Source organism: Agromyces sp. H17E-10 (assembly GCF_022919715.1).
In the GTDB taxonomy this organism is placed as follows: Bacteria; Actinomycetota; Actinomycetes; order Actinomycetales; family Microbacteriaceae; genus Agromyces.
In genome coordinates, this window is the sequence record NZ_CP095042.1 from 897450 (window position 1) to 920734 (window position 23285).

The following is a 23285-nucleotide window of genomic DNA, read 5'->3' on the forward strand; positions in this document are numbered from 1 at the left end:
GCGACCGGTCACGCGGCACAGGCTACGCCCGGCCTGCGACATCCTCGAGCCCCGCCGAGCGATCGACGACGAGTCGACGCCCCTTCTCGGGCACCCGCAGCCGGTCGGCCTCGCCGCCGTAGCCGAACACGAGCTCGAGACGTTCGAGCGTCTCGGAGAAGTGCGCCCACCCCTCCGCGTGGATCGGCACGATGAGCGCGTCGCCCAGGGCGACCGCCGCTTCGAGGGCGGTGCGCGCGTTGAGGGTGACGTCGACGTCACCGAATCGACCGGGATTCGCAGCGCCCGTGAACAGGATCGCCACGTCGATCGGACCGACCCGGCCGGCGATCTCGCGAACGAGCTCGACCGAGGCGTTGTCGCCCGACACGTAGACGACGGGCACACCCGGAGCGCGCAGCACGAAGCCCGTCACGACGCCGCTCTGCGCCTCGGCCCCCTCCGGTCCGTGCAGCGCGGGCACCGCCGTGATCTCGGCCTCGCCGATCGACACCGCCTGCCAGGCCTCGAGGCCCGTGACTCCCTCGATGCGACCGGCCGCGTCGGGCGTCGAGAGCACGGTGTCGACCGTCGCGAGCAGTTCCCGGCCGGCGCGGTCGAGATTGTCGAAGTGCTGGTCGTGCGAGAGGAGGACGACGTCGATCGGCCCGAGCTCGTCGGGGCGCACGGCCGGCCCCGTGAGCTTGTGCAGCGCGATCGCCCCTTCGTAGTCGCCCGGCTCGTCGAACGTCGGGTCGGTGAGGAAGGCCAGCCCGGCGTACCGGAAGTGCAGCGTCGGACCGCCGACGAGCAGGGCCTCGAAGCGGTGGACCTCGCGCTGACCCCGCGAGGTCGCCGCGGCGCCGGATCGGGTGGGGGTCGTGGTCACGTCGGATGTCGTCATGTCGACCATGCTGCCCGCCGCACCGCCGCCGCGAAAGTGGCCCGAAGGCCACTCTTCGGTAAGATCGGGCCATGCACTCCGTCGCGGTCGTCGCCTTCGACGGCATCAGCCCGTTCCACCTCTCGGTGCCAACACTCGTCTTCGGCGCCGCCGGCATCGACAGCGCCGCTGCGCAGTACGACGTGCAGGTCTGCGCCGAGCACCCGGGCCCGCTCGCCACCGCCGCGGGCTATCGCATCGTCGTCGATGCGGGCTTGGAGGCCCTCGCCGACGCCGACATGATCGTCATCCCGAGCTGGAAGGCGGGCCTCGTGCCGTCGCCCGAACTGCTCGCCGCGGTGCGCACGGCGCACGGCCGCGGCGCTCGCATCGTCGGCCTCTGCCTCGGATCGTTCGTCGTCGCGGCCAGCGGCGTCGCCGACGGCCGAGAGGTGGCGACGCACTGGTCGGCGGCCGACCGGCTGGCACGCGAGCACCCGGAGGTCGTGGTGCGCCGCGACATCCTCTGGTCCGATCTCGGCGACGTCGTCACATCGGCCGGCGTCGCCGCCGCCCTCGACTGCTGCCTGCACCTCACCCGCCGCGACCGCGGCAGCGCGGTCGCGGCCGACCTCGCGCGGGCCCTCGTGCTCGCACCGCACCGCACCGGCTCGCAGGCCCAGTACATCCCGGTGCCCATGGCGGCCTCGAACGGCGACGACGATCCGATCGAGCGCGCGATGGTGTGGGCGCGGGCGAGCCTCGCCGACCCCGTCGATCTCGACCGCTGGGCGGGCGTCGCGCACCTCTCACGGCGCACCTTCACGCGCCACTTCCGCGACCGCACGGCGACGAGCCCGCAGCAGTGGCTGCTGGACCAGCGCGTCGACCACGCGCGGCTGCTCCTCGAGCAGGGCGATGATCCGGTCGAGGCGATCGCCGCACGATCGGGCTTCGGCAGCGCCGTGAACCTGCGGCATCACTTCCAGCGGCGCCTCGGAGTCAGCCCGGCCGCCCACCGTGCGGCGTTCCGCGGGCCCGAGGCCGCCTGACCGCCGCTACTTGATGTCGGCGCCGCGCCTCCGGTGGTAGTGCCGGTACGCCTTGTCGCGGTTGCCGCACATCTCCATCGAGCACCAACGACGAGCATGGTTGCGGCTCGTGTCGACGAACAGCCAGCCGCAGCTCGGGCACTCCTTCACGCGGGCGAGCCGCTCGCCCGTGAGCTCGTCGACGGCCGACTCCGCGAAGCGCGCGGCGAGGGCGTCGGCGCTCCAGCGCTCGGGCCAGGCTCGCGAGACGGATGCCCCGTCGACGACGTACCCGTACGCGTCGAGGCCGCGCGCGTGAGCGTCGGTGATGCTCCGCACGGCGGCGGCGTCGGCGGGATCGCCGGCGGCCACCGCGCCGAACACCCGGGTGATCGCCGCGCGCAGATCGGTGAGCACCCCGCGCCCGCGGTCGTCGAGCGGCGCGTCGAGCGGCAGGTCGAGCGAGTCGGCCCAAGCCGCCGCGACCGCCGGTTCGGCCAGCCAATCGGTCGTGTGCTCGCGGTCGGTGACCGAGTTCACGAGCTCGAGGGCGAGCGAGTTGGCGACGTGTTCGAAGTCCACGCTCTCATTCTCTCACCAGTGCAAGCCGATTGACAGGTTAGTCGCCAGGTGCGTAGTCTCACCAGTATGAGGAGTTTCACCGGTGAGACAGCGGCGACGAGGTCGTTCCGCTGGTTGTGGGCGGGCGCCGGCGCCGCCAACCTGGGCGACGGCGTCATGCTCACGGCGATGCCGCTCGTCGCACTCGCCGCCGGCGCCTCCCCCGGCGAGATCGCCCTCGTCGCCACCGTCGCGACGATCGCCTGGCCGCTGTTCGGCCTGCACGCCGGGTGGATCGTCGACCGGATCGCAGCGCCTCGCCTGCTCATGAGCGTCAACGCGGTGCGGATGCTCGCCTTCGCCGGCCTCGCCGCCGTCATCCTGTTCGACGGCCCCGTCGTGACTGCCGTGCTCGCCGCCGCGTTCGTGTACGGCGTCGCCGAGACGCTCGTCGACACGTCGCTCGTCGCCGCGGTGCCGACGATCGTGCCGGGCGGCGCGCTCACGGGCGCGAACGCCCGGCTCGAGGCGACGGTGAACGTCGCGAACCAGCTCGTGGGCCCACCGCTCGCCGGGTGGCTCGTCGGCGTCTCGGCGGCGCTGTCGGCGGCGACGGGCAGCGCGCTCTACGCGCTCGCCGGCCTCGCGGCGATCGGCCTCGCCACGGGCTGGCAGCGGGCGCGGTCGCGCATCGCCGCAGCGGCGGAGGCCGTCGCGGCCACGGGCGGCGGAGCCGGCGCGACGTCCGCGGTTCCGACGGGCCGGGTCCGCGACGGCATCGTCTTCCTCTGGCGGCATCCCCTGCAGCGATCGCTCACCGTGCTCACAGCGGCGATGAATCTCGTGTGGGGCATGTGGCTCGCGGTATTCGTCGTGCACGCGGTCGCCCCGGGACCGCTCGGTCTCTCGCCCGCGGGCTACGGCTGGCTGCTGACCGCGATGGCCGCCGGCGGCATCGGCGCCTCGATGGTCACGAGCGCGCTGCAGCGGCGTCTCGGCGACGGCGTTCTGCTCTTCGCCGACTGCCTCGGCACGATCGCGCTCGTGGCACCCTCGGCGCTCGGGGCACCGGTCTGGGTCGTCGCCGCGGGCGTCGTCGCCGCCGGCGCGGGGTCGAGCGTCTGGCGCATCGTGGTCGCGGTCATCCGCCAGCAGACGACGCCCGCCGACCTCATCGGTCGGGTCTACGCCGCCTCACGGGTGATCAGCTGGGGTGCGCTGCCGCTCGGGTCGGCACTCGCCGGCGCCGGCGCCGCCGCGTTCGGGGTCCAGGCCGTGTTCCTGGCGGCGACCGCCGTGGCGCTCATCGCGACTGCCGGGTACGTCGTCGTCTGGCGCGCACGGCTGGCCGGACGGGCGACCTCGGCGGAGGCATCCGGTTCGGATCTGTAGGAACTTCCGCGCGCCACGCCGGTCGCTGCGGGCGCCCGGCCGCGTGTCGCCCGAGCGTTCCTCCATTCGGTGCATGCGGGTGCGCGGGCGTCGAGCAGGGGTTCCGTTCGAGCCGCGGGGGGCGAATGATGGTGATGTGCGAGGCGCGCACCCGCGACCCGCCGTCGCCGACGAGCCGGGCCGCCGTGCCGACCGGTACGTGAAGGAGCCGACCATGGGCATCATCGCCGCAGACCTGTTCGTCACGCTCGACGGGGTGTACCAGGCCCCGGGCGGGCCCGGCGAAGACGAAGACGGCGGCTTCCCCTACGGAGGCTGGCAGGCGCCGTACCTCGACGACGAGAACGGCGCCGACATCATGGCCGGCATCGACCGCCTCGACGCGTTGCTGCTCGGCCGCAAGACCTACGACATCTTCGCGTCGTACTGGCCGAAGCAGTCCGACCCGATCGGCGACAAGTTCAACGCGGTGCCGAAGTTCGTCGTCTCGCGCACGCTCGGCGAGCCGACGTGGGCGGGTACGACCGTGATCGGCGACCCGGTGCGCGAGCTGCCCGGCCTGAAGGAGCGTTTCGACGAGATCCACACCATCGGCAGCGGCGACCTGTTGCAGACGCTCCTCGACGACGACCTCGTCGACCGGCTGAACCTGTACCTGTACCCGGTCGCGTTCGGCACGGGCAAGCGGATGTTCCGCGACGGGGTGCATCCCGCGGCGTTCCGCCTCGCGCAGCCCGCCCGCACCTACGCCAGCGGCGCCGTCGGGCTGGTCTACGACCGCGCGGGCGAGCCGGTCACCGGCATCACGATCGGCGAATGAGCCCGGGGCTACGCGGCGGGCGAGCAGGCGAGGAGGGCGAATTGGGCACGCGTGACGAGGGGTTCGAGCTCCTCGAGCAGGTGGCGACCGAGCTGCTCGCGGAGCCCGACGTGGGCTTCGGCCGCATGTTCGGCTCCGAGGGCCTGTCGGTGCGCGGCAAGTTCTTCGCGTTCGTCTCGTCGCAGGGCGACCTCGTCGTGAAGCTCGCCGAGGACCGCATCGCGGAGGCCGGGCTCGACAACATGGTGATGCGCGGACGCCCGATGCGGGAGTGGGCGGTCGTGCCGGTCGCCGAGGGCGTCGACCGATGGCGCACGGTCGCCCGCGAGGCGTACGCGTTCGTCGACTCGATCACGCCCAGCTGAGCGGGGTCGCAGACGGTCGGCTCGCGTCGGCTCGCAGCGGCGCCGCGTCGGCCCCGCAGTCGCGCCGGCGCCTCACCGGCCCGGGTACAGCGGCAGCAGCCAGGGCACCATGGTGATCGCCACGATCATGACGATGAGGGCGAACGGGGTGCCGATGCGTGCGAAGTCCGAGAACCGGTAGCGCCCCGGCCCGAGCACGAGCGTGTTCACGGGCGACGACACCGGTGTCATGTACGCGGCCGACGCCGCGAGCATGACGACCATCGCGAACGGGTAGGGCGAGGCCCCGAGCTTCTCGGCCATCACGATCGCGACCGGCCCCATCAGCACCGCCGTCGCCGTGTTCGACACGAACAAGCCGATCAGGGCGGTCGTGATGAACAGTCCGGCGAGCAGCACGGTCGGGCTCCCCTCGCCGAGCACGCCGGTGAGCGCGTCGACGGCGAGGTCGATGCCGCCCGTGCGTTCGAGGGCGAGCGCGAAGGGCAGCATGCCGACGATGAGCAGGAGCGTCGGCCAGTGGATCGCCCGGTACGCGCTCGACATGTCGATGCAGCCGAACAGGCCCATCATGAGGCAGGCGATGAGCGCGGCGATCACGTTCGGCACGATGCCGGTGACCATCAGCACGACCATGACGACCACGCTGAGGAGCGCGAACGGCGCGCGGTTCGCGGCCGGCGACTGCTCGCGCACCTCGGCCGGCAGCTCGAGCGCCACGAAGTCGGCACTGCGTGCGGGCAGCCGCTGCACGTCCTCCCACGCGCCCACGACGAGCAGGGTGTCCCCGAGCCGCACACGCTCGGCGGCGAGCGAGCCCGACAGCGCCTCGGTGCCGCGACGCAGGCCCATCACGTCGACGCGGTAGAGCTCCCGGGTGCGCAGCTCGCCGACCGTCCGGCCGAGCGCGGCCGAGTTCGGCGGTGGCATCACCTCGCCGAGTCCGACCTCGCGCGACCGCTCGGCGAGGAACCCGTCGTCGACGGGCCGGGTGCGCAGGCGCAGCCGCCGCAGGTACCCCTCGAGCTCGTCGCGACGCGCGAAGACGTCGACGAGCAGCACGTCGCCGCGGCCGATCACGGCCGACGGGGCGGTCGCGGTGACCTCGAGGGTGCGCCGCAGCCACCGTCGGCGCTCGACGGCGATCACCCGCATGCCGTGCCGGCGCAGGTCGACCTCGCCGAGGCTCCGGCCGATGAGCGGCGAACCCCGTCCGACCTGCAGCCGCCGATCGCGATCGGCGAGGCGGTAGTCGGTCATGAGGTGTCCGTACGTGCGGTCGGCGCCGATCGGCTCCGCGTCGGCGTCGTCGCCGAGGAACCGGCGCGCGACGAGCATGTAGCCGATGCCGAGTGCGAGCACGACGAGTCCGAACGGGGTGATCGAGAAGAACCCGAACCCCTGCTCGCCCGCGCGCACGAGTTCGGCGTCGATCACGAGGTTCGGCGCGGTCGCGATGAGCGTGAGCATGCCGCTGATGAGTGCGGCGAAGCTGAGCGGCATCATGAGCCGGCGTGGCGAGACGCCGAGCCGCGCGGCGATGCTGAGCACGACGGGGATGAAGATCGCCACGACCCCGGTCGAGCTCATGAAGGCCCCGAGCAGCGCGACGGTGAGCATGAGCAGCACGATGAGCCGCGTGGTGCTCGTGCCGGCTCGCGCCGAGAGCCAGTCGCCGAGCCGGTAGGTGAGCCCGGTGCGCGAGAGGCCCTCGCCGATCACGAACAGCGCGGCGATGAGCACGACGTTGGGGTCGGAGAACCCCGACAGCGTCTCGGGCACGGTCAGCACGCCGGTGAGCGGCAGGGCGACGAGCAGCGCCACGGCGACCACGTCCATGCGCGGTCGATTGATCGCGAACATCACGATGGATGCGACGAGCAATGCGAGCACAACCAGCAGCTGCCAGTCCACGGTGCCACAGTATCGCGCACGAACGGGCGCGATCGGGAGGAGCCGGTCGGCCCGTCAGCCGCGCAGCAGCGCGCGCAGCGTCTGGATCGTGTCGGCGTCGCCCGGCCGCTTGTCGTCGCGGTAGCCCTTCACGCGCGCGAAGCGCAGGGCGATGCCGCCCGGGTACCGGCTCGACCGCTGCACGCCGTCGATCGCGATCTCGACGACCGTGATCGGCTCGACCCAGACCGTGTGCGGGGTGCGGCGCACCTCGATCTCTTGGAATCGCTCGGTCTGCCAGCGCAGCAGCTCGTCGGTGAGCCCCTTGAACGTCTTGCCGACCATGACGTAGCCGCCCGGCTCGCCGTACTCGCCGTCGGGGTCGAGCGCGCCGAGGTGCAGGTTCGAGAGCCAGCCGGTGCGCCGCCCCGAGCCCCACTCGCACGCGAGCACGACGAGGTCGTACGTGTGCACGGGCTTGACCTTGACCCAGCTCGACCCGCGCCGGCCCGCCGCGTACGGCGAGCCGATCGCCTTGACGACGACGCCCTCCTGGCCTGCGGCGAGCGCCTCGGCCGAGACTCGTTCGGCGACCTCGGGGTCGGCCGTCACCTCGCCCGGGATGCGATGGGCCGGCGCGATGCGCTCGAGCTCGGCGAGCCGGATCGCGAGCGGTTCGTCGAGCAGGTCACGACCGTCGACGTGCAGCACGTCGAAGAACCAGGGATGCAGCACGGTCTCTCGCGCGTGCTCGGCGCCGAACCTCGACATCGTCTCTTGGAACGGCCGCGGCGCGCCGTCTTCGTCGAGCGAGAGCGTCTCGCCGTCGAGGATGACGTCGCGGACCGGCAGGCCCCGAACGACCTCGACGACCTCGGGCAGCCGGTGGGTCACGTCGGCGAGGTTGCGGGTGAAGACGCGCACGTCGTCGCCGTTGCGGTGCACCTGGATGCGCGCGCCGTCGAGCTTGTACTCGACGGATGCCTCGCCCGTGAGCTCGATCGCGGCCGTCGGCGTCGCCGCGGTCGCCGCGAGCATCGGCAGCACGGGCCGCCCGACGACGAGCTCGACCGCCTCGAGTTCGGCCTCGGAACCGGTGAGCGCGAGCCGTGCGGTCTCGCCGAGGTCGCCCGACAGCATCGCGGCGCGGCGCACGACGTCGCCCGGCCGGTCGGCGGCTCGGGCGATCGCGTCGGTGAGCACGCCCTCGAGCGCGCCGGTGCGGAGCTCGCCGAGCAGCACTCCGCCGATGAAATGCTGCTCGCGATCGGTCGCGCGGCCGAGCAGCTCGGCGAGCTCGCGGGCGCGGTCGCCCGACGACCCCGCGCCGCCGGCCCCGGCCAACCGGTCGAGGGCTGCGTTGAGGTCGTCGACCGTGAGCGAGGGCTCGTCGGCCGCGGGCGTCGCGTCGACCGCTGCGGCGAGTCCGCGCCACCCGACGCCCACCCGACCCTGTCGTGGCTTGGCGACGAGGAACCCGACCGCGGGCGCGATCTCGTCGGGTTCGAGGCGGCGCAGCAACGCCGCGAGGGCGTCGACCTTCGCGAGGCGCGAACGGGTCGACCCGACGGCATCGGATGTGGTGACGAGCTCTTCGAGCAGCACGCGCCCAGTCTGGCAGGTGCCGCCGACACGCGACCGGTGGTCTCGATCCGCGCTCCGCGGTACCCGAGCGACCGACCGACCGACCGACCACGGAACGTACCCTTGAAGGATGACCACCCTGCTCGCCGCCGCCGACTGGCGCGCCCGCGCCGCGGCGCACGCCGAGCGGGCCGACGCGCTCACGGCCGGTCATCGCGCACGGGCTGCGGCGCGAGAGCAGCACCCGATCGAGGACTTCCTCTTCACGTACTACTCGTACTCGCCGAGCCTGCTGCGCCGCTGGCACCCGGGTCCCGGCATCGAGCTCGACCGCGCAGCGGCCACCGAGCGCGCGGGCTGGCGCTGGTACGCGCCGGGCGCGGCATCCGGCTCGCTCGTGGTCGATCGCGAGGCGATGACGGCCGAGAAGGGCCCCATGCTCGCGTCGGTCGAGCGCATGCTGCGGCTCACGGCGCGGCGCGCCGGCTCGTTCGGATGCTTCGGGCTGCACGAGTGGGCGATGGTCTACCGCCAGGGCGCGCATCGGCACCCCGTGCCGCTGCGACTCGGCCAGGCCGCGACCGATCAGGTCGTCGAGGCGCACGAGCTGCGCTGCACGCACATCGACGCGTTCCGCTTCTTCACGCCCGACGCGGTGCCGCGCAACCGCTTCGAGCCGACCCGCGAGTCGCAGCCGCAGCTCGAGCAGCCCGGTTGCCTGCACGCCAACATGGACGTCTACAAGTGGGCGGTGAAGCTCGGTCCGCTCGTGCCCGGCGAACTCCTGCTCGACGCGTTCGAGCTCGCCCGCGACATCCGCTTTCTCGACATGCAGGCGTCGCCCTACGACATGGAGCCGTGGGGCGGCGAGCCCGTGCGCATCGAGACGCCCGAGGGCAAGGCCGAGTACGTGCGCCGGCAACGCGGGTTCGCCGAGCGCGCGAACGGCCTGCGGCGCAGCATCCTGGATGCCGCGTTCGCGACGCCCACTCTGGCGGCGCTGCCGGTCGGGTGACTTCGCGTGGTCGTGCGGCCCGGCGTCATCCACTCCGGGGAGGCCGACCACAATTCCACATGACCACACCCTGGCCGACCACAATTCCACATGACCACACCCTCCGAAGAGGGATGCCTGCTGACGCGCCGGCAGAGCGGCAGCGGGAGGGCAGCGGGGCCAACACCAGCGCCAGCGGGGGCATCAGTGGCAGTGCGAACGGCAGTGACAGCGCGAACGGCAGCGGCAGCAGCGGCAGCAGGGCAGCAGTGGCAGCGGGATCCGCTGGCATACCGGCCCGCCCGACGGAGCGCGGCTCAGGGCACCTGGTAGCCCGCGGCGCGGAACAGCTCGTACCACTCGGGGCGCGTGAGCGGCACCGCCGAACCGGCTGCGGCGTCGGCGACGCGCGTCGGGTTCGTCGTGCCGAGCACGACCTGCATGTTCGCGGGGTGTCGGGTGATCCACGCGGTGGCGATCGCGATGGGCGTGACGTCGTACTTCTCGGCGAGCCGGTCGATGGCCGCGTTGAGCTCGGGGTAGTCGGCCGACCCGAGGAAGACGCCGTTGAAGAAGCCCGCCTGCAGCGGTGACCACGCCTGGATCGTGATGCCGTTCATGCGGCAGTAGTCGACCACTCCCCCGTCGAGCATCGTCGACTGCCAGAAGCCCTGCATGTTCGCCGAGATGCCCTGGGCGATGATCGGCGCGTGCGTGATCGACAGTTGCAGCTGGTTCGCGACGATCGGCTGGCGCACCGAGCGGCGCAGCAGCTCGATCTGGCTCGGCGTGTGGTTCGAGACGCCGAAGGCGCGCACCTTGCCGGATGCCTCGAGCTCGTCGAACGCGCGGGCGACCTCGTCGGGCTCGACGAGGGCGTCGGGCCGGTGCAGCAGCAGGATGTCGAGGTAGTCGGTCTCGAGCGCCGCGAGCGAGCCGTCGACCGACTCCATGATGTGCTCGTACGAGAAGTCGAAGTACGGACCGTCCTTCACGATGCCGCACTTCGTCTGCAGCGTGACCTGCTCGCGCTCGGACGACGAGAGCTGCATCGCCTCGGCGAACCGTCGCTCGCACGCGTGCAGCGTCTCGCCGTAGATGTCGGCGTGGTCGAAGAAGTCGATGCCCGCGTCGCGGGCCGTGCCGATGAGGGTGCGCACCTCGTCGTCGCCGAGCTGCTCGATGCGCATGAGTCCGAGCACGACGTTGGGCGCCGCGATGCCGGCGAGATCGATGGTCTTCACGAGTGTCAACCCTAGCGACGGGTCTCGATACGCGCGCTCCTTCGTCGCGCGCTACTCGGCCACCGGGGTTCCAGCCACCCACTCGTCGAACGTCTGCCGGGCGCGCACCGCGTCGGGGCCGGGCAGCGTCGCGCCCGAACGCATCGCCGCGAACTGCTTGCCCGGCATCGACACGGCGATCACCGGCCCGCGAAGCGCCCGCGCCCGGGCGAGTTTGCGGATCATCTCCTCGAGCCGCTCCTCGCGCGGACCGGCGAGATCGGCCACGTGCCCGGCCGGCCCCGCCTCGGCGACCGCGACGAGCCGCTCGCCGACCTCTCGTGCCGCGACGGGCGCGGTGCGCAACTTGGGCGCGAGGTGCAGGCCCGCGAACGACATGCCGTCGAGCATCTGCGCCGCGAACTCGTGGAACTGGGTCGCGCGCTGGATCGTCCACGGCACGTCGCCCTGCTCGACGACGCGCTCCTGCGCCACCTTCGCGGCGTAGTAGCCGTACGGTGCCCGGTCGATGCCGACGATCGAGAGCAGCACGTGGTGACGCACGCTCGCGGCGGCCTCGGCGGCGAGCAGGTTGCGCGATCCGGTCGTGAAGAACCGTTCGGCCTTCTTCGCGTCGAGCGTCACCAGGTTGCTCGTGTCGACGACCGCCTCGACGCCTCGCAATGCCGCGGCGAGTCCCTGCCCCGTGATCACGTCGACGCCGGCCGACCGCGTGAGGACGACGACCTCGTGTCCGCGTTCCCGGGCGACGTCCACGACGTGGCGTCCGACCGTTCCGGTTCCTCCGGCGACGGCGATCTTCATGGTGAGCTCCTCGTTCGGGCCGCGGGTGCGGCGACGGCGGGGCATCCGTTTCGCCCCTTCACCAGTCCGACGACACGGCCGGCCCGAATGCAAGGTGCCGCTCGCGTCGCCACGTGCGAGGCTGAGGGCATGCCCGAAGCGCCCACCGCCCCCACCGACGCGCGCGATGCCGAGGTCGAGGCCGAACGCCCGGCCCTCGTGGGCCTCGCCTACCGCATGCTCGGCACGGTCGCGGATGCGGAGGACGCGGTGCAGGAGGGCTTCGCCCGCTGGTATCGGATGCCGCTCGAGGAGCGCGACGCGATCGAGCGACCTGGCGCCTGGCTCATGCGGGTGGTGAGCCGCGTCTGCCTCGACCAGCTCGGGTCCGCCCGCCACCGGCACGAACGCTACGTCGGCGAGTGGCTGCCCGAACCGCTGCCGACGGCGGATGCCGCGCGCTTCGCGGTGCGCTCGGCCGACGACCCCCTCGACCGCGCGATGCTCGACGAGTCGGTCTCGACGGCGCTGCTCGTCGTGCTCGAGTCGCTGACGCCCGCCGAGCGCGTCGCGTTCGTGCTGCACGACGTGTTCGCCATGTCGTTCGCCGAGATCGCCGAGGTGGTCGGCCGCACGCCGGCGGCGTGCCGGCAGCTCGCCGCCTCCGCCCGCCGGCATGTCCGCGAACGCCGCGAGGGCGTCGTGAGCCGCGAACGCCACGACGAGGTCGTGCGCGCGTTCGTCGCCGCAGCCGGATCGGGGCGGCTCGATTCGCTGATCTCGCTGCTCGACCCCGACGTGGTGCTCGTCTCCGACGGCGGCGGGTTCGCGACGGCGGCGCGCCGGCGCGTACTCGGGCCCGATCACGTGGCCCGTTTCGTCGCCGGCATCCTCACGCAGCGGGGGCCGGCGCTCGAGTGGTCGCTGCACGAGACCGCCGACGGCCTCACGCTCGCGTTCGGCGAGGAGGGCGTCGTCGACACGGTCGCCGTCGTCGAGGTGCGGGGCGACCGGGTCTCGCAGACCTGGATCATGCGCAACCCCGAGAAGCTGCGGCGCTGGAACGCACCACCCGTATCCTGAGCCGATGGAGTTCGACTTCAGCGGCGAGCTGTGGTTCTGGCGGGGCCCCGCGCCGTGGCACTTCGTGACCGTCCCGCCCGCCGCGTGCGACGACCTCGCCGCGGTCGCTCCGCTCGTCAGCTACGGCTGGGGCATGGTGCCGGCGACGGTGCGCATCGGCGGCAGCGAGTGGCCGACCGCGCTCTGGCCGAAGGACGGCGGCTACATCGTGCCCGTCAAGGCGTGGGTGCGCGCCGCCGAGTCGCTCGAGGTCGGCGACCTCGTCGAGGTGCGGCTGACGGTCGGAGCGCCCTGACACCTGGCGGGCGCCTCACGCGCTGCCGGCGATCAGATCTCGGTGTGCCCGAGCGCCGGCCCCGCCACGAGCCGCACCGTCGGGTCGGCGAACGACTCGAACTCGAGCACGACGACCGTGTTGCGGCCCGAACGAACGACGGGGCCCGGCACGTAGAGCGTCTGCTGCGGCCCGCGCCGCCAGTACCGACCGAGCATGAACCCGTTGATCCAGGCGATGCCCTTGCCCCAGCCCGCCGTGTCGATGAAGAGGTCGGTCGGCTCGTCGAGGTCGAACTCGGCGATCGCGAGCGACGGGCCTACGACCGACTCCACGCCGGGAGCATCCGCGGAGCCCGCGACCGTCTCTGCGGCGAGCGCCGGCACCCGGTCGAGGTCGAGCGGCGTGGCCCGCCAGCCGGTGAGCTCGCGACCCGCGAGCTGCACGCCGCCGACGAGCCCCTTCGGCTCGCCGATGCGTCGGCCGTAGTTCACGCGGCCCTGGTCTTCGACCACGAGCGTCAGCCGACCGCGGGGGTCGGCGATGCGGATCGCCCGCTCGTGCGCATCGCGCGCCAGCACGCCGACCGGCACACCGTCGACGAGCGCCCAGCACCGGTCGCGCACCTCGTCGCCGATCGTGAGCGTCGCCGGACCGTCGTGGTCGATCGTCGTCGAGAACACGACCACTCCGCCGTCATGGTCGAGTTCGTCGAACGTCGGCATCGACTCGACGTCGACGGCGTCGCCGAGCCGCTCGGCCACGTCGAGGAGGGCCGGTCCGTGGCGCAACGGCGCTTCGAGCACGGGCGCCGTGGTCGCCGCAGGCGGCACCTCGTCGGGCACGGGGGCGTACTTCGCGATGACCTCGCGGAAGGCGAAGAACTTCTCGGTCGGATGCCCCGCCTCGTCGAGCGGTGCGTCGTAGTCGTAGCTCGTCGTGATGGGGGCGTACCGACCCTTGTCGTTCGCTCCGTTCGTGAGCCCGAAGTTCGTGCCGCCGTGGAACATGTAGACGTTGACCGAGGCGCCCGCCGCGAGCAGCGCGTCGAGCTCGGCCGCCGACGCCGCGACATCGGTCGTGTGGTGGTGCGAGCCCCAGTCGTCGAACCAGCCGCACCAGAACTCCATGCACATGAGCGGCCCGCGCGGCTGGAACTCGCGGAGCGCGGCCAGCCGTTCGACCGAGCGCGAGCCGAACGACGCGGTGAGGTGGAGTCCGGGCAGGCTGCCGTCGGCGAGCATCTGCGGCACCGGCTGATCGATCGTCGTGAGCGGCACGGTGATGCCCGCATCGCGCGTGACGTCGACGAGGTGCTGCAGGTAGGCCTTGTCGGCGCCGTACGCTCCGTACTCGTTCTCGATCTGCACGAGCACGACCGGTCCGCCCGCGTCGACCTGCCGGGGCGCGACGATCTCGTAGACACGACGCAGGTACTCGCCAACGGCCGCGAGATAGCGCGGCTCCGACCGGCGCACACCGACGACGGGATCGCGCAGCAACCACGCGGGCAGGCCGCCGTTGTCCCACTCGGCGCAGATGTACGGCCCCGGCCGCACGATCGCGTGCAGTCCCTCGGCGGCGACGAGGTCGAGGAACCGGCCGAGGTCGAGCCCGCCCTCGGCGCTCCATTCGCCCCGCCGGGGCTCATGGGCGTTCCAGGCGACGTACGTCTCGATCGTGTTGAGCCCCATGAGCCTCGCCTTGCGGATGCGATCGGCCCACAGGTCGGGGTGCACCCGGAAGTAGTGCAGTGCGCCCGCGATGACGCGGTGCGGCCGGCCGTCGAGCTCGAAGTCGGACTCGCCGATGGCGAAGCGGGAAGGGGCGGTCACGAGGCATCCGTTTCTGGGTTGTTCGGGAATTCAGGGTGGGTTGAGGAGGCGACGAAGGTGCCGTCTCGAAACCGCGGGGTTTCGAGACGCGTCCTCCTTCGTCGGGCGCTCCTCAACCCACGAACGGGCTACTGGTTGACCGTGAAGCCCTGCTCGTTGCCGTAGTCGACGAGCTGCTCCTGCCAGGCGGCGAGGCCGTCGTCGAGGCTCGTCTTGTTCGCGTAGGCCTGGCCGACGGTGTCGCCGTAGATGCTGTTCGCGTAGACCTGGTACGGCAGGTACTGCCAGCCGCTCGAGACGTCCTTCGAGGCCTGCGTCAGCACCTCGTTGATCTTCTGGCCGCCGAAGTACTCCGACTCGTAGCCGACGAAGTCGGGGTCCTCGAGGTCGGCGGTCGTCGAGGGGAAGCCGCCCTTCTCGAGGAAGATCGAGATCGACTCGGGGTCGCTGTTGAGCCAGCGCAGGAAGGCCGCGGCGAGCGCCGGGTTCTTCGACTGCTTGACGACCGACTGTCCGCCGCCGCCGTTCTCCGAGGCGACGGGCGTGCCGTCGTAGGTCGGCATCGGCGCGACGCGCCAGTCGCCGGCCGCGTCGGCGACGCTCGACTCGAGCACGCCCGGCATCCAGGCGCCGATCACGAGCGACGCGATGGTGCCGTCGCCGAGGCCCTTGTACCACTCGTCGCTCCACCCGGGGATCGGTGCGACGAGGTCGTTCTCGATGAGCTGGTTCCAGACGCCGGTCCACTTCTTCGTGCCCTCGTCGGCGAAGTCGATCGTGACGTCGGTGCCGTCGGTCGCGAAGGGGCGACCGCCGGCCTGCCAGATCATGCTCGTCGTGAAGCCCGAGTCGCCGGTGTCGCTCGTGATGTACTTCGTCGGGTCGGCGGCGTGCAGCTTCTCGGCGGCGGCGACGTACTCGTCCCACGTCGTCGGCACCTCGATGCCGTACTGGTCGAAGACGGCCTGGTTGTAGAAGAGGGCCATGGGGCCCGAGTCCTGCGGCAGGCCGACGAGCTTGCCGCCGACGTTGACCGAGCCCCACGTCGAGGCGCTGTACTCGTCCTCGAGGCTGTCGAGACCGTACTGCGACAGGTCGACGAGCGAGTCGGAGAGGGCGAACTGCGGGATCGCGTAGTACTCGATCTGCACGACGTCGGGGGCGCCCGAGCCGGCCTTGATCGCGTTCTGCAGCTTCGTGTACTCCTCGGTGTTGGTGCCCGCGTTGACGAGTTCGACGTCGACGTTCGGGTACGCCTTCTCGAAGGCCGCGACCTGCGCCTCGGCGCTCGGGGTCCAGCTCCAGTAGGTGAGCTCGCCGCCCTGCTCGAGGGCGGCGTCGAGGTCGTCGGCCGAACCGGATGCCTCGGTGCCGCCGCCGCTCGGGGAGCAGGCGGCGAGCGTGCCGACGGCGAGCGCGGCGGTGGCGGCGATCGTCAGCGCGCGACGCGCGGTGCGTGAGATGGCCATGTGGGGTTTCCCTTCACTTCGTTGTGCCGTGTGGTGGTGCGTGGGACGGGTGCGCGTCATTGCTTGACGCTGCCGGCGCTGAGCCCCGACTGCCAGAACCGCTGCAGGCCGAGGAACGCGACGACGATGGGGATGATCGTGAGGAGCGACCCCGTGATCACCAGGTTGTAGATGGGCTGCGCGGCGACGCCCGAGGCCTGCGCGCTCCACTGGTTCAGGCCGACCGTGAGCGGATACCACGTCGGGTCGCTCAGCATGATCAGCGGGAGGAAGTAGTTGTTCCAGGTCGCGACGACGGTGAACAGCAGCACCGTGACGATGCCGGGTGCGAGCAGCCGGATCGTGATCGTGAAGAACGTGCGGAACTCCCCCGCGCCGTCCATCCGGGCCGCCTCGAGGATCTCGGTCGGCACGGAGTCGACCGCGTAGACCCAGATCAGGTAGAGCCCGAACGGGCTGATGAGCGACGGGATGATGACCGCCCACGGCGTGTTCGTGAGCCCGAGCTGGCTGAACATGAGGAAGGTCGGCACGGCCAGCGCGGTACCCGGCACGGCGATCGCCCCGAGCACGACGGCGAAGATCGCGCGCCGGCCGGCGAACCGGAACTTCGCGAGCCCGTACCCGGCGAGCGTCGCGAGCAGGGTGGCGCCGCCGGCGCCGACGACGACGTAGAGCAGGGTGTTGCCGAGCCAGCGCACGAAGATGCCGTCGCGGTAGGTGAGCGTCTCCCAGACGTTCTGGAAGAACACGAAGTCATCGTCGAACCAGAGCCCGAAGCTCGAGAACAGGCCGGCCTGGGTCTTCGTGGAGTTGATGACGAGCCAGGCGAGCGGCACGAGCGCGTAGAGCGCGAGCAGCGACATGAGCACGGTGAACGCGATCGACTTGCGCGGGCGCAGCGCCGAGGTGCTGCGGCGGGGGCGGCGCGACGCCCGGGCGCGGCCTCGGCCCGAGGCATCCGCCGTCGTCATCGCCTCGGTGAGCGTGCTCATCGTTCCTCCTTGCGCGAGCCGCGCAGCTGCACGACGTAGGCGATCACGGCGGTGATGACGCCCATGACGATGGCCACGGTCGCGGCCTGGTTGTACTGCTGGCCCGAGAACGACAGGTTGTAGGCGTACATGTTGGGCGTGAAGAACGTCGTGATGATGTTCGGAGCGAGCGTGCGCAGGATGTTCGGCTCGTTGAACAGCTGGAAGCTGCCGATGATCGAGAAGATCGTCGCGATGACGATCGCGCCGCGCAGGGCCGGCAGCTTGATTCCGGTGACCACCCGGAACGGTCCGGCGCCGTCGAGCTCGGCGGCCTCGTAGAGGTCGGTCGGGATGACGCGGAGGGCCGAGTAGAAGATCAGCATGTTGTAGCCGACGAACTCCCAGGTGACGATGTTGCCGATCGAGACGAGGATGAACTCGCGCGAGAACGGGGCGAAGACGGTCGAGCCGAGCCAGTCGTTGAGGTTCGCGACGAGCCCGAACTGGTCGCCGTAGATGAAGCCCCACATGAGCACCGCGACGACCGCCGGGACCGCGTACGGCAGGAAGATCGCGATGCGGAAGAAGCCCGACGCGTGCAGGCGGGCGCTGTCGATGGCGAGGGCGGCGACGAGGGCGATGCCGAGCATGATGGGCACCTGGATGAGCAGGAAGAGCACGACGCGCCCGAACCCGTCCCAGAACTGCGGGTCGACGGCGAGCTCGAGGTAGTTGTCGAGGCCGACGAAGGCGTTGCCGCCGATGAGCTGCTCGCGGAACAGGCTGAGGTAGATCGAGTAGACCACCGGGGCGATGAACACGAGCAGGAAGACGACGAGGAAGGGTGCCGTGAAGGCGAGGCCCTTCCACTCGTTGCGGTGGCCGGCTCGGCGGCGGCGGGTGCGGCCGGCATTCGGCGCACCGGATGCCCCGGGCTCTCGTGCCCCGCGGGATGCGCCGGGCGCGGTCGCGGCCGAGCTCGGGCGCATCGGCTGCGGTGCGGACGTCGTTGTCATCGGTTTCTTCCAATCGGGAGCATGTTCACGTCAACATGCGATGCGGACACCGTAGCATGTTGACGTGAACATGCGCCAGTGGGCAGCATGGACTCGTCAGAAGGAGCGAACATGACGATGGCCGACCGCCACGAGACGCCAGCCCCGACCGCACGTCGGCGCGGGCCGTCGATGGCCGACGTCGCCCGCGAGGCGGGCGTCTCGGGCCAGACGGTCTCACGCGTGTCGAACGGCCGCGACAACGTCGACCCCGAGACGCGCGACCGCGTGCTCGAGGCCATGCGGGCGCTCGGCTACCGGCCGAACAGCGCCGCGCGGGCGTTGCGCTCGGGGCGCTTCCACAGCATCGGGGTCATCATGTTCACCCTGTCGAGCTTCGGCAACATGCGCACGCTCGACGCGATCGCCGTCGCGGCCGCCGACGCGGGGTACTCGATCAACCTCATCCCCGTGCCGCACCCCACCCAGGGCGAGGTGTCGGTCGCGTTCGACCGGCTGAGCGAAGAGGCCGTCGACGGCGTCATCATCATCGTCGAGGCGCACCTGCTCGACGAGAGCGACGTCGAACTGCCGCCGGGGCTGCCCGTCGTCGTCGTCGACTCGACCGCCGGCGACCGCTACCCCGTCGTCGACACCGACCAGGCCCACGGCGCGCGACTCGCGACCGAGCACCTGCTCTCGCTCGGCCACCGCACGGTCTGGCACGTCGCCGGCCCCGAGCGCTCGTACTCGGCGACGCATCGCCGTGAGGCGTGGGAGGCGACGCTGCGCGCCCACGGCGCCGACGTGCCGCCCGTGCTCGTGGGCGACTGGTCGAGCGAGTCGGGTCACGAGCTCGGGCTGCGGCTCGCCGCCGTCCCCGCGGTCACCGCGATCTTCGCTGCGAACGACCAGATGGCGCTCGGCGTGCTGCGCGCGCTCCACGAGACCGGTCGAGCCGTGCCCGGCGAGGTCAGCGTGGTCGGCTTCGACGACATGGAGGAGTCGCGCAGCTTCTGGCCGCCGCTCACCACCGTGCGGCAGTTCTTCGACGAAGTCGGCCGACGCTCGGTCGAGACGCTCCTGCTCGAGGTCGAGACCGGAGGCGACGCGACCAGCATCCTCGTGCCGACCGAGCTGATCGTGCGCGCGAGCACCGCTCAGCCGCGCGGCTGAGCACCCGCCCGGCCGACCCCGGGCAGACGACGGGATGCCGCGGGCGTGCACCCGGGGCATCCCGCCGATGAGCCCGCGCCCCTACTCCGGCTTCCGGGCGTTGGCGGCGAGCACCCGCTGCGCGGGGGTCTCGGCCGTCGCGGCGGCAACGCCGTCGGCCGACACGGTGACCTCGACGCTCAGCAGCTTGCCCGCGTCCCTCGTGACGGGGGTGTAGGTCGCCTCGGTCGCACCGTCGATCGGCTCGCCGTTGCTGAGCCACCGGTACGCGATCTCGCCGTCGACCGGGTCGAGGACGCCCACGCTCGCGACGGGTGTTCCGACGCGCGGCCGGTCGGCCAGGGTGAGCTCGTCGATCGTGGCGTGCCGGCGGATCGTGACCGTGTAGACCGCATTCACCGAGCCGTCGGCCGACGTCACTCCGACCGTGCCGACCCAACCCTTCGCGGCGGCCGGCTGCGACACGCGCACCGTCGCGTCGCGGTCGAGCGCGATCGCGTCGACGACCGGCAGGCGCCCGCCGGCGACGTCGACCGCGTAGTCGTGCGTCTCGGGGTCGAAGCCGTCGATCGTCACGCCGTCGATCCGCAGCGCGGCGAGGTCGGCGATCGCGGCCGGCGACGGCACCGACTCGAACACCTTCACCTCCGACACGATGAGGTGCGTGTTCGGGTACGCGTTCATGACGACGCGAACGCCGGTCGCCGTGACCGGATCGAACGACGCCACGACGGTCGGCGCGCTGCCGTCGGCGGGCGACGCCACCGGCTGGAACGACTCCCATCCCGGTGCGGGCAACCAGGTGCCGTCGGCCGCGCGCAACAGCACCTGCATGGTCTGCGCCCAGCTCGTAGTGCCGTCGCGGTAGAACTGCACCGAGACCTGCTCCACCTGATGCGCAGCGGCGTACGCGTAGGTGAGCGTCGACTGGGCCGGCTTGTTCGACGAGACCCAGTTCGACCAGCCCTTGTCGCCCTCCACGCCGTTGCGGGTGCGGTCGACGGGGTAGCCCGACTCGGTCGAGCTCGCCGAGGCGGTCGTGCCCGGGTCGGGGTTGACGTTGCGCAGACTGCCCTCGGTGACGATCACCGACAGCGTCGCCGCGAGCGTCGTTCCGTCGGCGGATGCCTCGCCCGGTACCCGCACGACGCCGACCTCGTCGAAGGCCCCGTCGGGCAGGCTCGACCAGTCCCACGTCACCGGAACGTCGAACGTGTTCTCCGACGCCCCGATCCGGGCCGGCACCGTCGTGGGCGCGGCCGACTCGACGCCGTTCGGCGCCGCACCGACCGCGACGGTCATCGAGACCGGGTCGGTCGCAGTGAGTCCGCCGACGTCGACGAGGGCCGTGACGGCGACCTGCCCGCCGAAGACGTCGGTCGCGGTGCCGGGCACCTCGACGCGGCCGGGCTCCGCCCACGCACGCTCGTCGGGCTGCCGCCAGATCACGGGGACGGGCACGCCGGCCCCCCATGCGTAGCGCGGAACGACCGTCTCCGGCAGGACCGGCGGGGTACCGACCGCGGTGCGCGCGGCGACCGTCTGGCCGTCGAGCGGTGCCAGGTCGCGCGGATCCCACGTCTGGTTGGCGCCGCCGTTCGAGCCGTAGACGCCGACCGTCGCACCGTTCGCGGTCGACTGCCCGTTCACGTCGAGGGCGACCGCGAGCTTCTCGTTGACGAGCGAGTAGCCGCGTCCGTCGGTCGTGTTGACGACCCACCGGGTCGCGGGGTCGGCCGCTGCGGCGTCGATGCCCGCGGTACGCAGGTCCGTGCCGGCGTTCGTCGCCCCCAGCACCCGGCCGTCGGAGGCCTCGAGCACCACCCGGTGGGTCGCTTCGCGCTCCCCGGCGTCGACGGCATGCACCGTCCACGTCTGGGGGGGCTGCTGCGGCGGCATCCGTCGCCAGATCGCGGATGGCGGTGGCTGCCCCGGTGGTGCCGGCCGTGAGCGCCTTGCCGCTCTGGAGCCCCACGAACTGGTAGTCGTGGCCGTCGCGAAGGGCGGGCGCGGCGCCGGCGACGCCGGAGACGCCGTCGATGACGAACGTGGTGACCGATTTCGCCGGCACCGTGAGCGTCGCAGTGCCCGCCTCGCGATCGATCGCGACGGGCTCACCGGCGACGAGGGCGTTCGCCGTGGGGGCGTCGGCCGAATCGGCCTGCGTCGTCGTGACGGGGGTCACGCGCGCATCCGCGGCGATCTCACCGAAGTTGGACAGGTCGAGCGTGACCTGCTGCGACGAGGCGGCCGTGTTGCGGTGCACGATCGTCGCGCCCGTTCCGTCGCCTCGCACCGCCGCCGTGCTCGACGGATCGTCGACGGCGATGAGGTGGTCGCCTTCGTGGATGTACTTCGTGAAGTTGCGGATCGCGTTGAACTTCGAGTTGATCGAGACGCCGCACTCGGGCACCGCGGTCGAGTCGCCGCCCGCGTCGGCCACGCGTCGCTCCGACTTCCACACCGTCTCGCCGCCCTCCGCGTACGGCTTGCAGTCGAGGTCGATGAAGATCGATCCCCAGTTGAGGTTCTCGCCCTGCGGTTGCATGTTGTAGAGGTCTTCGACGGGCTGCCAGAGCACCCACGCCTTCGGCTCGAGCTCGCGCAGGTCGTCCTGGATGCGGCCGGCGATGCCGAGTCCGTTCTCCATGCTGAGCGGGTTCCACGAGCCGCCCCAGTTGCCCTCGATCTCGCTCATCCAGAGGTCGGTGTCGGCCTGCTTGGCGAGATCGCGCACGACGAGCCGGCCCGACGTGCCGTAGGTGTGCACGTTCATGCGTGCGATCGCGTCGCGGGTCTGCTGCGGGTAGGCGGCCCAGTCGGTCGCGAAGATGCCCGGGTTCGTCTCGTCCATCGCGGAGACACCGGCATCGGTCGTCGTGCCGGCCTCGGCGAGCTCGGCGTGGACGGCGTCCACGAGCTGCGCCTGCCGCACGGGGCCGACGTGCATGCCCTCCTGCCGGCCGCCGACGGGTACGCCGTCCTGCAGTCGCGTGCCCCAGTAGTTCGTATTCGGCTCGTTGAGGGGGTCGATCGTGTCGACCTCGATACCGTACTCGTCCTCGAGGCGCTCGGTGACGTTGACGAGATAGCTCGCGAACGCCGGGATCGCGGCGGGCTTCAACTGCTCGGCCGACGCGTCGAAGCCGCCGGACACGTATCCGCTCTCGGTCATGAAGTACGGCGCCGAGTTGGCGAACGTCTCCCAGTGCGTGATGCGGTCGTCGGCGGCGAGCCGCTCGACCCACCATCGCTGGGTCGCGTCGGCCTCCCAGTCGTACGACGCGGGGTCGTCGGGGTCCCAGGCGGCGAGCAGTGCGTCCCGATCGGCGAGGTCGGTCGAGACGCCGCCGTAGGCGCCGGCGTCGCCGTCGGGGTTCTCCGCCCACCAGCCGTCGACCGCGCCGCCGGCACGCAGGTAGTCGCCGACATCGCTCGCGTTGCCGCCCCCGATGTTGTAGCGCGCGATGTTCAGGTCGAGGCCGTCTTCGCCGAACACCGCCTGGTACAGCTCCTCGCGCAATTCATCGGGGTAGCCGCCGGTCGCGTTGGCGAACCAGACGAGGCTCGTACCCCAGCCTTCGAACGCCTCGCCCGCGTACGCGGGATTCGGGGTGATGGTCGTGCCGTCCGCCGCTTCGGCCGCAGCCGTCGCGAGCGGTACGACCAGTGCGCCGGCGAGCGCGCCGGTCGCGATGAGCGCGGTGATTCGTCTTCCGCGTGACATCTTCATCGATGCCGTCCTTTCCGCCGTCAAGATGGACCAAGGATGTTGACGTCAACACTCCTCGCCGCGAGGTTACATGTTCACGTCAACATTTGGAAGCCCGGGGGTCCGGGCGCACTCGTCGGCGGCATCCGGCGGTCAGACGGAGGAGACCCCCGACGCGACATGCGTCAGGGGTCTCGGCGTCCGTGAGGACGGGTCGCGGTATCACCATCGGTCA

General features: G+C 71.7%; 19 protein-coding genes and 1 pseudogene. 8 read left to right on the forward strand and 12 right to left on the reverse strand.

Annotation, left to right across the window (positions count from 1 at the left end; translation table 11 throughout):
• Nucleotides 1–22: 22 nt before the first annotated feature.
• The gene (locus MUN74_RS04040; RefSeq protein WP_244855130.1) at nucleotides 23–883 is read right to left on the reverse strand and encodes an MBL fold metallo-hydrolase; all 861 of its coding nucleotides are present in this window, start codon (nucleotides 881–883) and stop codon (nucleotides 23–25) included.
• 71 nt (nucleotides 884–954) lie between these two features.
• On the opposite strand from MUN74_RS04040, the gene MUN74_RS04045 reads away from it, so the two are divergent.
• Nucleotides 955–1914, forward strand: a complete 960-nt coding sequence (locus MUN74_RS04045) for a GlxA family transcriptional regulator (protein WP_244855131.1) — start codon at nucleotides 955–957, stop codon at nucleotides 1912–1914.
• Nucleotides 1915–1920: 6 nt separating this feature from the next.
• Here the strand turns inward: MUN74_RS04045 and MUN74_RS04050 are convergent, their stop codons facing one another.
• Complete coding sequence (locus tag MUN74_RS04050) at nucleotides 1921–2475, reverse strand: CGNR zinc finger domain-containing protein (RefSeq protein WP_244855132.1); 555 nt, start codon at nucleotides 2473–2475, stop codon at nucleotides 1921–1923.
• Nucleotides 2476–2541: 66 nt separating this feature from the next.
• On the opposite strand from MUN74_RS04050, the gene MUN74_RS04055 reads away from it, so the two are divergent.
• The 3 genes from MUN74_RS04055 to MUN74_RS04065 all read left to right on the forward strand — a co-directional run bounded on the left by MUN74_RS04055 (nucleotide 2542) and on the right by MUN74_RS04065 (nucleotide 5031).
• Nucleotides 2542–3846, forward strand: coding sequence for an MFS transporter (locus tag MUN74_RS04055; RefSeq protein WP_244855133.1), 1305 nt, complete (start codon nucleotides 2542–2544; stop codon nucleotides 3844–3846).
• 214 nt (nucleotides 3847–4060) lie between these two features.
• Nucleotides 4061–4666, forward strand: a complete 606-nt coding sequence (locus MUN74_RS04060) for a dihydrofolate reductase family protein (RefSeq protein WP_244856345.1) — start codon at nucleotides 4061–4063, stop codon at nucleotides 4664–4666.
• Between the two features lie 41 nt (nucleotides 4667–4707).
• Nucleotides 4708–5031 carry a TfoX/Sxy family protein gene (locus tag MUN74_RS04065; RefSeq protein WP_244855134.1) on the forward strand — a complete coding sequence of 108 codons (324 nt, stop codon included), beginning with the start codon at nucleotides 4708–4710 and terminating at the stop codon, nucleotides 5029–5031.
• Between the two features lie 72 nt (nucleotides 5032–5103).
• On the opposite strand, the gene MUN74_RS04070 is transcribed toward MUN74_RS04065, so the two are convergent.
• Nucleotides 5104–6945, reverse strand: coding sequence for an SLC13 family permease (locus MUN74_RS04070; protein ID WP_244855135.1), 1842 nt, complete (start codon nucleotides 6943–6945; stop codon nucleotides 5104–5106).
• 54 nt (nucleotides 6946–6999) lie between these two features.
• Entirely contained in the window at nucleotides 7000–8529 is a 1530-nt protein-coding gene (locus tag MUN74_RS04075; RefSeq protein ID WP_244855136.1) for an ATP-dependent DNA ligase, read from the reverse strand.
• Nucleotides 8530–8638: 109 nt separating this feature from the next.
• Between MUN74_RS04075 and MUN74_RS04080 the strand changes: the two genes are divergently transcribed.
• Complete coding sequence (locus MUN74_RS04080) at nucleotides 8639–9523, forward strand: 3-methyladenine DNA glycosylase (protein ID WP_244855137.1); 885 nt, start codon at nucleotides 8639–8641, stop codon at nucleotides 9521–9523.
• A 296-nt stretch (nucleotides 9524–9819) separates the two neighbouring features.
• Here the strand turns inward: MUN74_RS04080 and MUN74_RS04085 are convergent, their stop codons facing one another.
• Together MUN74_RS04085 and MUN74_RS04090 are read right to left on the reverse strand one after the other, a co-directional pair.
• Complete coding sequence (locus MUN74_RS04085; RefSeq protein WP_244856346.1) at nucleotides 9820–10692, reverse strand: aldo/keto reductase; 873 nt, start codon at nucleotides 10690–10692, stop codon at nucleotides 9820–9822.
• Nucleotides 10693–10797: 105 nt separating this feature from the next.
• Nucleotides 10798–11550, reverse strand: coding sequence for an SDR family oxidoreductase (locus MUN74_RS04090; protein WP_244855138.1), 753 nt, complete (start codon nucleotides 11548–11550; stop codon nucleotides 10798–10800).
• Nucleotides 11551–11679: 129 nt separating this feature from the next.
• Between MUN74_RS04090 and sigJ the strand changes: the two genes are divergently transcribed.
• Together sigJ and MUN74_RS04100 are read left to right on the forward strand one after the other, a co-directional pair.
• Complete coding sequence (gene sigJ, locus MUN74_RS04095; protein WP_244855139.1) at nucleotides 11680–12612, forward strand: RNA polymerase sigma factor SigJ; 933 nt, start codon at nucleotides 11680–11682, stop codon at nucleotides 12610–12612.
• A 4-nt stretch (nucleotides 12613–12616) separates the two neighbouring features.
• Complete coding sequence (locus MUN74_RS04100; RefSeq protein ID WP_244855140.1) at nucleotides 12617–12907, forward strand: DUF1905 domain-containing protein; 291 nt, start codon at nucleotides 12617–12619, stop codon at nucleotides 12905–12907.
• A 32-nt stretch (nucleotides 12908–12939) separates the two neighbouring features.
• Here the strand turns inward: MUN74_RS04100 and MUN74_RS04105 are convergent, their stop codons facing one another.
• The 4 genes from MUN74_RS04105 to MUN74_RS04120 form a co-directional block, all read right to left on the reverse strand.
• A complete protein-coding gene (locus MUN74_RS04105) occupies nucleotides 12940–14721 on the reverse strand; it encodes a glycoside hydrolase family 35 protein (protein ID WP_244855141.1) in 1782 nt (593 codons plus the stop codon).
• Between the two features lie 128 nt (nucleotides 14722–14849).
• Nucleotides 14850–16190, reverse strand: coding sequence for an ABC transporter substrate-binding protein (locus MUN74_RS04110; protein WP_244855142.1), 1341 nt, complete (start codon nucleotides 16188–16190; stop codon nucleotides 14850–14852).
• A gap of 56 nt (nucleotides 16191–16246) precedes the next feature.
• Entirely contained in the window at nucleotides 16247–17185 is a 939-nt protein-coding gene (locus tag MUN74_RS04115) for a carbohydrate ABC transporter permease (RefSeq protein ID WP_244855143.1), read from the reverse strand.
• Entirely contained in the window at nucleotides 17182–18156 is a 975-nt protein-coding gene (locus MUN74_RS04120; RefSeq protein ID WP_370647375.1) for a carbohydrate ABC transporter permease, read from the reverse strand. The genes MUN74_RS04115 and MUN74_RS04120 overlap by 4 nt, the downstream gene beginning before the upstream one ends.
• Before the next feature lie 138 nt (nucleotides 18157–18294).
• On the opposite strand from MUN74_RS04120, the gene MUN74_RS04125 reads away from it, so the two are divergent.
• Nucleotides 18295–19338: a LacI family DNA-binding transcriptional regulator gene (locus tag MUN74_RS04125; protein ID WP_370647345.1), complete on the forward strand. Its 1044-nt coding sequence runs from the start codon at nucleotides 18295–18297 to the stop codon at nucleotides 19336–19338.
• 81 nt (nucleotides 19339–19419) lie between these two features.
• On the opposite strand, the gene MUN74_RS04130 is transcribed toward MUN74_RS04125, so the two are convergent.
• Both MUN74_RS04130 and MUN74_RS19285 read right to left on the reverse strand, forming a co-directional pair.
• Entirely contained in the window at nucleotides 19420–21204 is a 1785-nt protein-coding gene (locus tag MUN74_RS04130; protein ID WP_244855145.1) for an RICIN domain-containing protein, read from the reverse strand.
• 1072 nt (nucleotides 21205–22276) lie between these two features.
• Nucleotides 22277–23071, reverse strand: a pseudogene (locus MUN74_RS19285) (glycoside hydrolase); the annotation flags it as partial.
• Nucleotides 23072–23285: the final 214 nt, after the last annotated feature.

Bases quoted from the DNA above. Each gene is read 5' to 3' on its own strand.
- MUN74_RS04110 (WP_244855142.1), bottom strand. From the start codon at position 16,190: ATGGCCATCTCACGCACCGCGCGTCGCGCGCTGACGATCGCCGCCACC.
- MUN74_RS04120 (WP_370647375.1), bottom strand. From the start codon at position 18,156: ATGCGCCCGAGCTCGGCCGCGACCGCGCCCGGCGCATCCCGCGGGGCA.
- MUN74_RS04125 (WP_370647345.1), top strand. From the start codon at position 18,295: ATGACGATGGCCGACCGCCACGAGACGCCAGCCCCGACCGCACGTCGG.
- MUN74_RS04060 (WP_244856345.1), top strand. From the start codon at position 4,061: ATGGGCATCATCGCCGCAGACCTGTTCGTCACGCTCGACGGGGTGTAC.
- MUN74_RS04040 (WP_244855130.1), bottom strand. From the start codon at position 883: ATGACGACATCCGACGTGACCACGACCCCCACCCGATCCGGCGCCGCG.
- MUN74_RS04100 (WP_244855140.1), top strand. From the start codon at position 12,617: ATGGAGTTCGACTTCAGCGGCGAGCTGTGGTTCTGGCGGGGCCCCGCG.
- MUN74_RS04055 (WP_244855133.1), top strand. From the start codon at position 2,542: ATGAGGAGTTTCACCGGTGAGACAGCGGCGACGAGGTCGTTCCGCTGG.
- MUN74_RS04090 (WP_244855138.1), bottom strand. From the start codon at position 11,550: ATGAAGATCGCCGTCGCCGGAGGAACCGGAACGGTCGGACGCCACGTC.
- MUN74_RS04115 (WP_244855143.1), bottom strand. From the start codon at position 17,185: ATGAGCACGCTCACCGAGGCGATGACGACGGCGGATGCCTCGGGCCGA.
- MUN74_RS04085 (WP_244856346.1), bottom strand. From the start codon at position 10,692: ATGCGCATCGAGCAGCTCGGCGACGACGAGGTGCGCACCCTCATCGGC.
- sigJ (WP_244855139.1), top strand. From the start codon at position 11,680: ATGCCCGAAGCGCCCACCGCCCCCACCGACGCGCGCGATGCCGAGGTC.
- MUN74_RS04045 (WP_244855131.1), top strand. From the start codon at position 955: ATGCACTCCGTCGCGGTCGTCGCCTTCGACGGCATCAGCCCGTTCCAC.
- MUN74_RS04080 (WP_244855137.1), top strand. From the start codon at position 8,639: ATGACCACCCTGCTCGCCGCCGCCGACTGGCGCGCCCGCGCCGCGGCG.